Origin of the sequence: Paenibacillus agaridevorans, from assembly GCF_018604145.1 — a bacterium.
Lineage (GTDB): Bacteria > Bacillota > Bacilli > Paenibacillales > Paenibacillaceae > Pristimantibacillus > Pristimantibacillus agaridevorans.
The window spans coordinates 1,715,333-1,729,269 of the sequence record NZ_CP075889.1 but is presented as its reverse complement, the minus strand read 5'-3'; the positions used below and the strand labels follow the sequence as shown (position 1 = coordinate 1,729,269).

The 13,937-nt window shown below is 55.6% G+C and carries 11 protein-coding genes and 1 riboswitch; of the genes, 2 read left to right on the top strand and 9 right to left on the bottom strand.

Translation table 11 applies throughout. The annotated features are described in order from the left end of the window. Nucleotides 1–8 precede the first annotated feature (8 nt). From KJW29_RS06870 to KJW29_RS06855, 4 genes are all read right to left on the bottom strand, one after another. A complete protein-coding gene (locus KJW29_RS06870) occupies nucleotides 9–1,034 on the bottom strand; it encodes an ABC transporter substrate-binding protein (protein ID WP_214629214.1) in 1,026 nt (341 codons plus the stop codon). A gap of 169 nt (nucleotides 1,035–1,203) precedes the next feature. Further along, a riboswitch (TPP riboswitch) is annotated at nucleotides 1,204–1,312 on the bottom strand. A 75-nt stretch (nucleotides 1,313–1,387) separates the two neighbouring features. Then, the gene (locus KJW29_RS06865; RefSeq protein WP_214629213.1) at nucleotides 1,388–2,482 is read right to left on the bottom strand and encodes a GerAB/ArcD/ProY family transporter; all 1,095 of its coding nucleotides are present in this window, start codon (nucleotides 2,480–2,482) and stop codon (nucleotides 1,388–1,390) included. Nucleotides 2,483–2,517: 35 nt separating this feature from the next. Further along, nucleotides 2,518–3,726, bottom strand: coding sequence for a Ger(x)C family spore germination protein (locus tag KJW29_RS06860; RefSeq protein ID WP_214629212.1), 1,209 nt, complete (start codon nucleotides 3,724–3,726; stop codon nucleotides 2,518–2,520). A 12-nt stretch (nucleotides 3,727–3,738) separates the two neighbouring features. Continuing rightward, nucleotides 3,739–5,286, bottom strand: coding sequence for a spore germination protein (locus KJW29_RS06855; protein WP_214629211.1), 1,548 nt, complete (start codon nucleotides 5,284–5,286; stop codon nucleotides 3,739–3,741). A gap of 128 nt (nucleotides 5,287–5,414) precedes the next feature. Here KJW29_RS06855 and KJW29_RS06850 point away from each other — a divergent pair, with 128 nt between their 5' ends. Then, entirely contained in the window at nucleotides 5,415–6,491 is a 1,077-nt protein-coding gene (locus KJW29_RS06850) for a glycosyltransferase (protein WP_214629210.1), read from the top strand. A gap of 55 nt (nucleotides 6,492–6,546) precedes the next feature. Here KJW29_RS06850 and KJW29_RS06845 read toward each other — a convergent pair whose 3' ends face one another. Further along, complete coding sequence (locus KJW29_RS06845; protein WP_246608619.1) at nucleotides 6,547–7,860, bottom strand: DUF2515 domain-containing protein; 1,314 nt, start codon at nucleotides 7,858–7,860, stop codon at nucleotides 6,547–6,549. Nucleotides 7,861–8,045: 185 nt separating this feature from the next. On the opposite strand from KJW29_RS06845, the gene KJW29_RS06840 reads away from it, so the two are divergent. Further along, complete coding sequence (locus KJW29_RS06840; protein ID WP_214629209.1) at nucleotides 8,046–8,747, top strand: SOS response-associated peptidase; 702 nt, start codon at nucleotides 8,046–8,048, stop codon at nucleotides 8,745–8,747. A 55-nt stretch (nucleotides 8,748–8,802) separates the two neighbouring features. Here the strand turns inward: KJW29_RS06840 and KJW29_RS06835 are convergent, their stop codons facing one another. The 4 genes from KJW29_RS06835 to KJW29_RS06820 form a co-directional block, all read right to left on the bottom strand. Then, the gene (locus tag KJW29_RS06835; protein WP_087567790.1) at nucleotides 8,803–9,090 is read right to left on the bottom strand and encodes a stage VI sporulation protein F; all 288 of its coding nucleotides are present in this window, start codon (nucleotides 9,088–9,090) and stop codon (nucleotides 8,803–8,805) included. A 150-nt stretch (nucleotides 9,091–9,240) separates the two neighbouring features. Further along, nucleotides 9,241–11,295, bottom strand: coding sequence for an ATP-dependent DNA helicase RecG (gene recG / locus KJW29_RS06830; protein ID WP_214629208.1), 2,055 nt, complete (start codon nucleotides 11,293–11,295; stop codon nucleotides 9,241–9,243). Nucleotides 11,296–11,303: 8 nt separating this feature from the next. Then, nucleotides 11,304–12,158 (bottom strand): DegV family protein, encoded by an 855-nt coding sequence (locus KJW29_RS06825; protein WP_214629207.1) that lies wholly within the window; start codon nucleotides 12,156–12,158, stop codon nucleotides 11,304–11,306. Nucleotides 12,159–12,189: 31 nt separating this feature from the next. Then, nucleotides 12,190–13,932 (bottom strand): DAK2 domain-containing protein, encoded by a 1,743-nt coding sequence (locus KJW29_RS06820; protein ID WP_214631027.1) that lies wholly within the window; start codon nucleotides 13,930–13,932, stop codon nucleotides 12,190–12,192. Nucleotides 13,933–13,937 lie beyond the last annotated feature (5 nt).

Sequence of the window (13,937 nt, the reverse complement as noted above, 5' to 3'; positions counted from 1 at the left end):
TACTCCCGTTATTTCGGCAGGAACTCGTTCGTGAACGCCTTCTCCGCTTCCAGCTTGCCCTCGAGCAGTCCATGATCGAACATCCAGTTTGCGTAATTCTCCCATATGCTCAGCTTCTGCTCGCCCCAGCGCGGCGCGTCGTCCCGATACTTCGGGCTGAGCCACTTCTGGCTGGCGCGCACAAGATCCGCGTTCAGATCCGGCTCCGCCTTGATCAGCACTTCAGCCGCATCCTCCGGATTGTCGATCGTGAATTGATAACCTTCGGCCGCTCCCGCCGCGAACGCCTTCACCGTCTCGGGATCCGACTGGATCTGCTCCTCGTTCGTCACCAAGACCGGCGTATAATAGTCCAGCTTGTCGCTGTAGTCCGTCAGATAAACCATGTTCAGCTCTTCGCCGCGCAGCTCCGCCTCGACGCCAGTCCAGGCATAGTAGATCCAAGCGAAATCGATATCCCGCTCCACGGCCGCAAAGAAGTCGCTGTCGCCGATGCTCATAATGTCGACCTTGCTGACATCGCCTCCGTCCGCCTGCATAAGGGCGTCGATGACGGATTCTTCTACCGGAGCTCCCCAGCCGCCATAACGCTGTCCTTCGAATTTTTTGGGCGAATCGATGCCTTTCGCCTTCGGCGAGGCGAAACCCGAGGTGTTATGCTGAATGACCGCGGCGATGGAGACGATCGGCACGCCAGCGATGCGGGCCATCGTGACCGACTCCTGGTAGCTGACGCCGAACGCGGCATCGCCGGAAGCGACCATCGCATCGGCGCCGTCTTGTCCCGGTTGAATAATCTCGACGTCCAGGCCGTGCTTCTCGAAGAAACCGTTGTCCCGAGCGACATATAATCCCGTATGATTCGTGTTCGGCGTCCAATCGAGAACGACCTTCACCTTCTTAAGCTCCTTCTCGCCACCAGCGCCGCCATCGCCTTCCGGCTCGTTGCCGCCGCAACCGGCGATTGTCAACGTCAAGGCCAGCACCGTCGCCGTGAGCCCTCTTCCCCATAATCCCTTCTTCTTGTGCAGCATGCGTATTTCCCCTCTCCGCCTTCTATGTCTTCTGGATTGACGTTCCTGCTCTTCCCCTTATTCCAAAAAAACTCGCCCTCCTGTTCAGGAGGGCGAGTTGCAATCGGCTTGGTACGCGCTTGTCATCGCGATTCGCGCGCAGTCCCAACGACTGTACGCCAAATCACGAAGAAGCGCTCGCTTCACGTTCCTACGCCGGCATTATCCGGATCAGGTATACGGGTCGGAATGTTGTCATTCCCTCTCAGCCGGCCTAACCAGCTCCCCGGAGCATATTCGGTTTCGTCAATTACGTAACCAATTATAGCAGACTCCGCGGGTAATGCCAGCATTATTTTCCCATGCTTAACGTTCTATACGCTCGCCGGCAACTTTTTATACCGTTTCCGCACTCCGATCACAACCATGATCAGCGGAATGGCGACCTGGTAGATGGGCATCATCTTCAGCGTAACGGCGAGTCCCGGCCAAATATGAAACGTATGATTGGGCTCCAGAAACGTCATCGCATAGACGACGACTCCGATGGGAAGCAGCAGATTCCGGGTCTCGATGCCTGTCGAGCTGTGAAAGACGAACACGGAAGCGAGGTACAGTGCCGTTATCTTCACGTACAGTCCGATAAACAGAAGCAAGGTCACGATAACGTCGAGGCGTTCCAGGAAATTGGCCAACCGGATCAGTTGCACAGCTTGCAGCAACGGCAGCGAGGTAGCGCCGGCCAACGCGGGCCCCAACACGCAAAGAATCAGCATATTCATGAAGATAAGGAACAGGGATACGCCGCCTTGCGACCATATCGTCATTTTGGTTATCGATTTTTTTTCATTGACCAGACTCCAGAAAACGAACATGACGAAAAGCTGCCCGAACGGAAAGGAAATAAGATCAGGAAAAGCCGCTTGGAGTACGGGCATAGGTCCATTTTCCATGATCGGAAGGATCTGGTCCAGTTTCACGAGGCCGCTAAAGAACAGCAGGAATACAATGATGAGGTAGCTACCGGCTGCAATCGGGAACAACATCTGCACGACCCGAACAAATACTTCCACGCCTTTGCTAGCCGTATAAGCCGCAACAAGCAGGATGCACAGCATAATCGCCCATTGCGGCGTAAATGGCAGCAGAGCGGCGGAAGTCAGCTCGCCGACATCCCGTACGTTCCTCATGCATTCGTAAGCGAACCACAACGCAAAAACGCAGCCCAGCGCGGCGCCGATCGGTTTGCCGAAATGGATTTTCAACAGTTCCCCAAGGCCAGCTTCCGGCGCTCTTCGCTGAATAAACAGATAAATGGTCGTCAACAGAAGTCCCGTCGCAACGGCAATTGCCATGGCGATCCATGAGTCTTGTTTCGCTTTGATGCCAAGCTCGAACAGCGGCGTACTGCCGATCAAGAACAATATAATCAGCAGCGCAAGCTGACTCTTGCCGATTTGCTGTCGCAAAGCCTTTCCTCCCTTCATTCGATTCCGGCGCCTCGCTACTTACCAGTATCCTCCTGTATTTGCTTAAAGTTGTTGCCGCTTGATCCGGTCGTGGACAGTTTGAAAGACACATTAACCGATACTGTCGTCGCTGGGAAAGTCTCTCTCCAGTTCGAGACTTCCTGCTTCCATAACTTCGGATATTTTTTGTGGATGAGATTGCCGAAGCCGACGACATCCGCTTTGTTCGCGCTGATCGCTCTCCAGCCGCTCAAGGCAGTGGAACGGATTTCCTCCTCGATTTTCCGCTCGATTGCTTCGATCTTATCCGGCTTGCTAATATCGCCCTTGCAATTGTACTCCAGCAGCGAGCCCTCGGCCTTGATGTCCACGTCGATTCGCCATTTGCCGTCCTTGTAGCTTGGGGTCCGTTTCGACTCCGCCCGCACGACGCGGATGGAGGAATCCTTTTTGGCGGACTTTCGATCCGAGCACGCGAAGCCGACAGTCGTCCTGTCGACCGTATTGTTTAGCCAATTAATGCCTCTGCTTTCCCGATTATCCACCCATCCCACCAGCTTATCTCCCACGATGAGCCCCAGCTCGCTCAGCCGGATCTTCGATGGCGAAGACGACTGTCCCAGCTGCTGACCGCGTTCCGTGCCGCCCTCCATTTCTGCCAGGGAGAGCACGGGAAGACCGGTGGCCTGCACGCTGCTGAGCAAATCCATCAGGACATCGTTGATCGTCATTTGGCGGAAGGAAGAGTTGTTCGCCTCCTCGTTGCCGATCATCCGGTGGATAGCTTCACCGGGATTCTGTTCGAGCGGCATCAACTGCTCGAGCAATTGGCGCGCGTTGCTTTTGGACAAAAATACGTTGACGTTCTCTCTGGAATCAAGATTGCGAAGGTACGTTTCCAGCAGCTGCCCCAGCCCCTTGCGAGCGGCATCCTGTCCCACAATTACAAGCTGGTTATGCGAGAAATACAGCCGCCTGGACGTCTCCTGACTCGCCTTGCTAATCGCAGACCGAAAGTTCTCCGCTTGCGAGGAGAAAACGTTGATTGCCGCTCCCCGGCTTCCGCCTGATGGGCCGGAAATCGCCTTCGGAATGATGGTCTGGTAGGTCAGTACCCACTCGCCATCCTCCCAATCGACGCCCGTCGCGGATACGATCGCAATTTCGTTAAGCTCCGCCCGGTTTCCACAGCCCGGCAGAGTGGCCAGTACGACTAGCAGAAGCACCGCCCTAATCGTCTTCAACGCACTCCCTCCTTACGGCTTTTTGATTTGCCTTTGTGCAATCGGCCTCATCGAGCGTTTCATTCGCTTGGGATTACGCAGCTTCAGATCCTGGGGACGAAGCACGATGGCCCACCATGGGATTCGTACGAATACGTCTCGCCATAAGCCTCTGACGCTGGCTCCGGGAGCCACGGGCGACATGTAGGGCACTCCGAAGGAGCGCAGCGAAGCAAGGTGAACCAGTATGAACAATATGGCGATAAAAAGGCCGAAAAAACCGAGAAACCCAGCCACAAGCATCAATCCGAACCGGATGATGCGGGACGTCGCGGCAATGTTGAATTCCGGCATGACGAAGCTTGCGATCGCCGTAAAGGATACGACAATGACGATGCCTGCCGAGACGATTCCCGCCTGCACTGCCGCTTGTCCAAGCACTAGCGCTCCGATTATGGAGATGGCAGAGCCGATCGCTCTCGGCATGCGAAATCCGGCTTCGCTCAGCACCTCGAAGGCAAGCACCATAAGCAGCGCCTCCACGAGCCCCGGAAACGGAACCCCCTCGCTCTGGGCAGCCAAGCTGATGAGCAACGTTGTGGGCAGCAACTCCTGATGAAAGGTCGTCACCGCAATATAGAGCGCGGGGAGCAACATGGACACCGCATAGGCCCCATAACGAATCATCCTGACGAACGAAGCGATGTCAAACCTATGGTAGTAATCTTCCGTCGACTGGAAGAAGTTGAAGAACGTAATGGGCGCAATCAGCGCGATCGGAGTGCCTTCTACGACAATTGCAACCTTGCCCTCCAGCAAGGATGCGGCTACCGTATCGGGGCGCTCCGTGTTCATAAGCGTAGGGAACAGCGTAAACGTTTCGTCCTGGATAAACTCTTCGATATAACCGCTCTCAAGCACGCCGTCGATCTCGATATTGGCTAGCCGCCGGTACACCTCCTTGACGACTGCCTCTTCCGCGATGCCGTTCATATAGAGCACGGCAACATCCGTGTGAGTCTCGCTCCCTATTTTGTGCGTTTGCACATGCAAGTTAGGAGAACGAATAATGCGTCTAATTAAGCTGACGTTTGTATTCAAATCCTCCACGAATCCCCGCTGCGGACCGCGAATGACCGTCTGCGTCAGCGCGCTGTCGACCGACCGCTGCTCGCCTCCGCCTGCGCCTGCCATAAGCACGGCCGCATGGCCTTCCGCCGCGATCAAGCACATGCCTCCGGTCATGAGCTGGATCGCCTCTTCCAGCATCAACACGTCTCTTACCTGACCGACGGATAAGATGCTTGTCCGGAGAGCCTCCAGCAACCCGGGCTCTTCTTTGCCGACGGGCTTCGGAAGCTGCATGGACATGAGCGGACTCAGCACGGATTCATTAATCGTCGACTCGTCAACGATTCCTCTTATGTACATGAGCGCGAGCTCGCGCTCCGGAGCCGCATCGCTGCGGAACAGTCTGACGACGAGGTCGCTGCTTCCTCCGAATCGTTCGTAAATCGCTCGCACGTTCGCTTTCAGCGAAGATTGGAACGGCCTTTCATGGGATGTTTCGGATTGTTTCATGGCGCACCCTCTGTTTCCATAATGCCCTTATGTTGGCACTTTCTTGCTGAGATTATGTATGGCACCATCCCGCTCGCTCGCTAATACAATGTTACAACGAACCGTCAGGAAGAAAGGGTGTTGGGTGAATGCTCGGCATTAGCTTGTGCATGATTGTCAAGAACGAGGAAGAAAGTCTCGGCCGCTGCCTGGCCTCGGTGCGGGACGTCGTCGATGAAATCGTGATCGTGGACACCGGCTCCACGGACCGCACCAAAGAGATCGCGGCATCCTTCGGAGCGGCGATCTATGATTTTGAGTGGATCGATCACTTCGCCGCCGCTCGCAACTACGCCTTCGATCAAGCGACGCAGCCGTTCATTTTATGGCTGGATGCCGATGACGTAGTCGAGCCGGAGGACAGAGCGCGGCTCAAAACCCTCAAGGAGGAGAACGACGAGGATTTCCCTTACGACAGCGTCTCCATGAATTACCACCTTACCTTTGATCATAAGGGCAACCCCGTCTTCAGTCTGCGCCGCAATCGGCTGGTCAGACGCAGTCTCGGCTTCCGCTGGATCGGTCCCGTACATGAATATTTGGCCGTCTTCGGCCGTATCCTCCATAGCGATATCGCCGTTACCCATCGCAAGGAGCGGCTTCATACCGACCGCAATCTGCGCATTTATCTTAAGCGTCGGGATGCCGGCGAAACCTTCTCTCCGCGCGACCAATATTATTTTGCGAACGAGCTTCGGGATAACCGCCGGAACGAGGATGCCATTGAGTGGTACGGCCGATTTCTGGACGGCGGCAAGGGCTGGGTGGAGGATAATATCGGAGCTTGCATGAAGCAGGCGGATTGCTACGGAAGGCTCAAGAACAGCAAAGGCCAACTGGCTTCTCTGTTCCGCTCCTTCGGCTATGACACTCCGCGTCCGGAAATCTGCTGCGAGCTCGGGAGCGTCTTCATCCGGCAAGAACGGTTCGAACAGGCTATTTACTGGTTTGGGCAAGCGTTAACGGTAGAACGGCCAGCGGGCAACATGGGATCCACCGACCACGCAACGTCCACCTGGCTGCCCCATTTGCAACTAACCGTCTGCTACGACCGTATAGGCAACCGCGCCAAGGCGCTGGAGCATCATCGCCTAGCCATGACGTTTAATCCCGATCATCCCAGCATCCGATTTAACGAAAATTATTTCAACAAAACCAAGAACTAACGACGGCACCGCTATGTTGGCAGTTGTTAGCCGCTTCATCAATGTCGTATTTCTACTACGCCAAAGGAGAAGCGGCTCCTCGTTGTGCGGCCAGCACGGCAAGCTCCAGCTTGTTTAGCAACAGACCGTATTCATTAGTAATCTCGAAGTTCGGCGGGAAAGTCAGTTTTTGAAAATACTTGCCCACCTGCTCCGGTCCCCGGAACCAATCGCCGGTTTCCGGCGGCTCCGGCTCGTGATCTCCCCATGCGGCATGCAGCGGCGGGCTGTAGAGCGGTGTGGAGCCCGGCTTCAGCTTGCCGCCAAGCAACTTCTCTGCATAAAATCGCTCCGGCGGCTGATGCCGAATCGGCTGGAACAAACCGGACGCGTAGTCCGCGCGAGATCCGGTATGCTTAACGGCGGCAGCGAAGTTACGCACGCCGTCCAATACGCGGGGAATGCCGAATAACATGGCATAAAGTCTTTTGCCGAATTCGATTCGTTCATCCAGCGACTGAAAACGTTCCAGAATAAGCCCAGCGAGCTGCAGCTCTTCCCCTCTATTATCCATCCCGCAGCGATAAGGGAAAAACACCGCATTCATCTGCAACAGCGACTGCAGGCCAAAGAACATCGTCCCCAGCACCCGCTCCTCGAAATAGGGATGGCGTGCGACCCGCTCGTCGATGTAATGCTGCTCGTTCACAATGAGCGCTGTCGACAACATGGCAGAGTCGCCGTCCCTCCAGAAATGCCTCCATACGGGCTCCATAAACGAAGATACGCCGAACGCCGGCAGCAGATGGAACAGACTGCGCCCCAGCCTGCGGCTCCATTCGTACAGCAGAAGCTGTGGATAAGCATCGCCAAAGATCAGCCTGTTGGCCCGCTCCAGGAACAGGAACACATCCTTGCGTTGTCGTTCGTTCAGCAGCCTTGGAAGCCATTCTCCTTGCAAATCGGTCATGTTCCAACCGCCGTTGCGCGATACCATATGTGCGAGCAGCGCCCAATGAAGCTCCGGCATTCGAAAATATATATTACGATACCCCTCCGTGCGTGTCACATTATTCCGATTAAGCTCCTCAGTTTCTAACCGAATACGTGTAATCAGCGCCTCTTCATCGTTCGACAAGACAACAGGCGGTCTAGGAGGATCACCGGGATACGTCGACGCTTTGCCCCATGCCGCCATAAGCTTGGCAGTAGAAGAAGACGGCAGCACAAGCGGCTTTGCTGATTCCAGCATCGATTGCGATGCCTGCATTGCATGCCACTTCCCGGTTGCATAAGCCCAAGCTGCTCCTGGCAGCGCCAGAATATGGCGAATCCAACTTATCAGCACAGCGCCGCTCCCTCCCGCTTTCCTTTCATGCCCATTTTTCACGCCTACTCCCTCCTATCACCGCAGCCAACTGCATTCCCTATTATCACCATTATCCGCGAAGAATCGGCTCCCCATACACCGCACGCACCCGATCGTCACGCCTCTTTCCAGTATTCTCGCGCTTTCTCCAATGCCGATAATAACGGTATAATGAATACATATCCCTCTATGCAGGAGGTTTTTATATGTGCGGAAGATATACGATTACAATCTCGCTCGAAGAGCTGATGTTGCGTTATATGATCGACGAGACTTCAGTTCCTTTCCACAGGCCCAAATATAACGTCGCCCCCGGACAATTCATCTTCGCCGTTATTCACGACGGCAAGCGCAACCGACTTGGCGAACTAAAGTGGGGTTTGATCCCTCCCTGGGCGGATGATCCCAAGATCGGATACATGATGATTAATGCGCGCGCGGAGACGGCAGCGGACAAACCGGCCTTTCGCGAGCCGCTTAAGCGGAAGCGCTGCATTATCCCTGCGGACAGCTTTTACGAGTGGCAGAAGGAAGACGGCGGCAAGCGCAAACAGCCCATGCGCATCCTGAAACGCGACCGCTCCGTCTTTAGCATCGCGGGACTTTACGAGACCTGGCTGTCTCCCGATGGAGAGAAGATCAGCAGCTGCACGATTCTGACGACGGAGCCTAACGATGTCGTCGCTCCCATACATGACCGGATGCCCGTCATTCTGCGACCCGAAAACGAAGCATTATGGCTGGATCGAAGCATGCAGGATAGCAAACGGTTAAAAACGTTATTCGTTCCGTATCCGGAGCGCGAGCTTGAAGCGTATCCTGTCGGCGCCGCTGTCGGCAACGTTCGTAATGACGATTCGTCGCTTATAGCGCCTAATAAAGTTGAGGGGCAGATGGAGTTGTGGTGAGCGTCGCTGGTGTCTGTTAGATTTTCAATCAGAAAAAAAAACGCCGACCTCACGGTCAGCGAAACATCCCCCACAGCTTCAGCAGATGGAAGGTGTTATTGGGATCGATCTTTTGCGCCAGTATAAACGCGACGATCCCATCCTCTTGCGCATCGGTCAGCTTCTCTTGCAGGATGACGGCGGCAGACTTGACTAGCTTGCGCACCTTCGCCCGATCCTGCAAATCATATTTGGTCACATTACCAAGCAGCTGCCGTATCTTGTCCTTAACAACGGGGTTTTTCAGCTTGAGCTTTACGCGTTCAACCAATTGCGGCCGAATGCCGTAATTCTGATAACTCACAGCGGCAGACACCTCCATTCGGCAATCCAGTCTAGGGCGTGTCTGAATACTCCGAGGGGAGCAGATTTTGCCGTATGAAAGATGCCCCAGAGCGGGTTTTCAGACACGACCTAGTCGCTTAACTATATGCCGAAGGAGGAGAATAGTTGCCTAGTCCAGCTGTTCCCCTTGAAATAATCCTTCCCGCCGCAAAATTTCCCACAGCCGGGCGTAAGACTCGTTGCTCCAGAAATCTTCCCGTTCGGTCAGCTCTCCTGCATCCTCCCGGGCTTGCTCCAACGTCTCGTAATCGGCCACCATGTCAGCGATACGGAACTCAGGCAGACCGCTCTGTTTCGTCCCGAAGAAGTCGCCTGGCCCACGAAGCTCCAGATCGCGACGCGCGACCTCGAAGCCGTCGTTCGTCTCCGTCATGACTTTCATCCGCTCTCGTCCCGTCTCGGACTTGGGATCCGCGATCAAAATGCAATGCGACTGATGCTCGCCTCGTCCGACGCGTCCTCGCAGCTGATGGAGCTGGGACAAGCCGAATCGCTCGGCATCCATAATTATAATGAGTGTCGCATTAGGCACGTCAACGCCAACCTCCACGACAGTCGTAGCGACAAGCACCTGGCTGTCGTTCGCGGCGAACCGCGACATCGTTTCGTCCTTCTCCGCGGTGGAGAGCCTGCCATGCAGCAATCCGATGGTCAAATCCGGACAAGACTGCTGGATCTGCATGTAGGTATCGATTGCGTTCTGCACATCCAGCTTCTCGGACTCCTCGATCAAGGGACAGATGACATAAGCTTGACGTCCCGCCGCCGCTTCCTTGCGTATAAAACCCAGCACGCGGTCGAACGCGTCATGTTTTACCCAATAGGTTTTGATCGGCTTGCGTCCCTTCGGCATCTCCTTGATCGTGGAGACGTCCATGTCGCCGAATGCCGTAATGGCCAGCGTTCTCGGAATCGGCGTTGCCGTCATCGTCAGCACGTCGGGATTAATCCCCTTGCGCCGAAGCACGCTTCGCTGGTTCACTCCGAAGCGATGCTGCTCGTCCGTCACGACCAGAGACAAACTCCGAAAAAACACGTCATCCTGAATGAGCGCGTGCGTGCCTACGACGACATCGATCAGTCCCATCTGCAGGCCTGCGAGCAAGTCTCTACGTTTCCGCTCCGTCAGGCTGCCTGTCAACAGTCCTACCTGGATGCCGGTACCCTCATAAAGACGGGCAAGCGACTTGGCATGCTGCTCCGCCAATATTTCGGTCGGAACCATCAGCGCTCCTTGATGGCCTACGCGGACAGCGCCATACAACGCAATCGCAGCGACTACCGTCTTGCCCGAACCAACATCGCCCTGGAGCAGCCGGTTCATCGCGTAATTGCGGCGCATGTCCGTCAGAATTTCATTGATGACCTTTTTCTGAGCATCTGTTAAGGCAAAAGGAAGCGTCGCCGCGAACTCCCGAATCGTCTCGCTGCCGATCGGCTGCGCCACGCCGTCCCCTCGCCCCCGATGTAGCCCACGGTAGGCCTGCAGCCTCAATTGGAATAGGAACAGCTCCTCGTATACCATGCGCCGCCTTGCTTCCTGGCCTCTACTCGCGTCGCCGGGATGATGGATGACCTCCACCGCCTCCGAACGTGACATGAAGCCGTAGCGCTCCATAAGCTCGTAAGGCAACACCTCCTCGATCATGGGACCGTATTGCGTAAGAGCTGCAGCAATCATCTTGCGAATCCAGGCTTGCGTAATATTGCCGCCGACGTGGTAGACAGGCTGCAGTGAATCGGTTTTGGATGCCTTCGCCGAATCGGGAAATTCGGAATCGGCTACCGTCATCTGCAAGCGATGCTGCTCCCACTTGCCTGTCAGCATAATTTCTCTTCCCGGACGCAGTTGTTCTTGCATATACGTTCGGTTGAACCAGACGGCCGTAATCAACATCCCGCCCGATTCGATCTTGCAGGTGAGTCTCGACTTCGCCCGACCGTAGCGCTGCATGATTGGCGCGCCACGCACGATCCCCATAATCGTCGCTTTCTCGCCGCTTTTGACTTCAGCAAGTTCACGCACGCGGTAGTCCTCGTAACGGAACGGGAAGTAATTCAACAGATCGGATATCGTATGTATGCCAAAGGCGTGAAGCTCCCCCTCCTTGAGGGCGCTCACGCCTTTCAGCTGTCTTACGGATCGTTCATCTAATGTCAACATGGTTGTACTCACACCCTATGAATAAGTACGGCCGTCGTACCGGGACCGGCATGCGTGCCGATGACAGGCCCTACCGTCGCGTATCCGATTCGCTGCACGTTCAGCTCGGCTTTTACCCGGTCGCCCAGCTCCTGAGCGGCCGCTTCGTTATCAGTCTTGAAAATCGTAAGCGCGACGGGATCAGAACCATAGCCCTCTTTGACCATGTCGGCAATCCGGGCCATCGCCTTCTTCGTGCCGCGCACCTTGTCTACCGCATGGATGCCACCCTCCGAATCCAATGACAGAATCGGCTTAATATTGAGAATCGAACCGATCAGCGCCGAGGCGCGACCGAGCCGCCCGCCCTTGTGCAGGTGATCCAGGCTGTCAACCAGGAAGTAGATCGTCAGATCGGCCCGCAGCCGCTGAACCTCCGCCAGAATGCTCTCCTTGTCGCTGCCTGCCAGAGCCATCTCCGCAGCGCGCACAACCAGCGTTCCGATGCCGTAAGAAGCGGATTTGGAATCGACGACCGTAATGTCCGCCTCCTGCTCCAGCATAGATTGCGCGATCGTGGCGGACTGATAAGTGCCGCTCAGGCACGCGGCCAGATGAATGGATATTATCGGCGAATCCGGGTCCTCCTGAAGCAGCCGTTCGTATGCCTCGGAGAATTCCATAGGCGAAGGCTGGGACGTGGTTGGAAGAGTCTGCGCAAGCTTCAGCTTCGTATAGAATTGATCCGCCGTAATCGTCACGGCATCCACATAAGTTTCTTCGCCGAACAGCACCTTGAGCGGCACCATCGTAATCCCGAGCTTCTTCCTAAGCTCCACGGGTATATCCGCCGTGCTGTCGGTTACAATTCTTACATTGCCCATAGTAACCCCTCCACCGTATACTTAATCAATGTTATTCTACCGCGAACAAGTATGGATACAGCGGCTGCCCGCCGGGCTGTACTTCGATCTCCAGATCGGGATATTCCCCTTCCGCCCACTCGCATAGCGTAGCGGTAAGCTCGGCTTCGGCTTCGGCTCCGGCTATGACGGTCAGCAGCTCTCCGCCGCCTTCCAGCATGCTGCCCAGCAATTGCTGGCACGCTGCAAGCAGGTCGCCATCGGAAACGACGATGGCCTTCTCCTTGATGCCTATATAATCGCCTTCCCGAATATCTACGCCATCGATGGAGGTGTCGCGAACGGACTTCGTCACCTGGCCGGAGACGACCGCCTCCGCCGCGCCTTTCATCCAGTCGCGATTGCGCTCCGGCCGCTGGTCTTCCTTGAACGCGAGCACGGCGGCAAGCCCTTGCGGGATTGTGCGCGTCGGAATGACGGTCACGTTGCTATTGGACAGCTCCGCCGCCTGTTCGGCGGCAAGAATGATATTGCCGTTGTTCGGAAGCAGAAAAATATGGTCCGCGGCAAGCGCTTCGATCGCCTTTAGGAAGTCCTCCGTGCTGGGATTCATCGTCTGTCCGCCGGATAATACCGTATCCACGTCGCTCGCCAGAAACATCTCGGCTATGCCCTCTCCCATTGCAACGGCAATAATGCCGTAAGGTGCGCGCTCGAACGCTTGCACAGGCGTGACTTCGCTCGCGGCTTGTCCCGACAGCAGCTCAGCCCCGGACAGATCCGCGGATCCGATCGAACCCGCGATGACGGCATCATGCTCGACGATATCGCGATGCTGCTCCCGCATGTTCAGAATATGAATATCGGTAAGCTCCCCGTAAGGAAGCGATAGATTAAAAACATCGCCCGGACGACGGGAATGGACATGAACTTTGATCACATCGTCATCTTCGATGACAAGAATGGAGTCGCCATCCTTCTCGAGCGCCTTTTTGTAAGCGGATTCATCAAAAAACATCATGGATTTACCACTTCGGGTACGATTGATAAAAAATTCCATGTCGTACAGAAATTCAATGTCCTCCGTTGCGAGACGCGCTTGCGCGGAGCTTGGTTCTGCTCTTCGTTCGCTCGGCTTCGGGACGGGCATCGGCACTTCCTCCGGCATTGCGGCTTCCGTCGCGACATACATCGAATCCGTGTCATGACCCGACTCCAGATCGGTCAAATAACGGACGAATCCTTCGTAGATGTATACGAGCCCTTGACCGCCGGAGTCCACAACGCCGACCTGCTTAAGAACAGGCAGCTGATCCGGAGTCCGCTGCAATGCCTCATCCGCTCTGCGATGCAGCTCTCTGATTAAGTCGGGCACCTCGCTGTTGCGTCTGGCGTATTGAACCGCATGTTTTGCGCCTTCCTTAGCTACTGTCAGAATCGTGCCCTCTACCGGCTTTACAACGGCCTTGTACGCCATATCTACGCCGTATTGAAGAGCTGCAGCTAAATCTGCAGCCGTTGCTTCTTTCAAAGTCGCAAGCGATTTCGCGAAGCCCCGGAACAACTGGGACAGAATTACGCCGGAATTGCCGCGCGCGCCCATCAGCAAGCCCTTCGACAACGCCTCCGCTGCTTTGCCGATGTCTTCGGACGGTCTGGATCGCAGTTCTCTGACCCCGGAGCTCATCGTCAAATTCATATTCGTGCCGGTGTCGCCGTCAGGCACGGGAAATACGTTTAATGCGTTTACGCGTTCCGCGTTGTGCTGCAATAGCTCCGCTCCGAGCAATGCCATGCCGG

Coding starts and splice junctions, on each gene's coding strand:
- KJW29_RS06840 (WP_214629209.1), top strand. CDS start 8,046: ATGTGCGGAAGATATACGATTACAATCTCGCTCGAAGAGCTGATGTTG.
- KJW29_RS06820 (WP_214631027.1), bottom strand. CDS start 13,932: ATGGCATTGCTCGGAGCGGAGCTATTGCAGCACAACGCGGAACGCGTA.
- KJW29_RS06870 (WP_214629214.1), bottom strand. CDS start 1,034: ATGCTGCACAAGAAGAAGGGATTATGGGGAAGAGGGCTCACGGCGACG.
- KJW29_RS06850 (WP_214629210.1), top strand. CDS start 5,415: ATGCTCGGCATTAGCTTGTGCATGATTGTCAAGAACGAGGAAGAAAGT.
- KJW29_RS06825 (WP_214629207.1), bottom strand. CDS start 12,158: ATGGGCAATGTAAGAATTGTAACCGACAGCACGGCGGATATACCCGTG.
- recG (WP_214629208.1), bottom strand. CDS start 11,295: ATGTTGACATTAGATGAACGATCCGTAAGACAGCTGAAAGGCGTGAGC.
- KJW29_RS06855 (WP_214629211.1), bottom strand. CDS start 5,286: ATGAAACAATCCGAAACATCCCATGAAAGGCCGTTCCAATCTTCGCTG.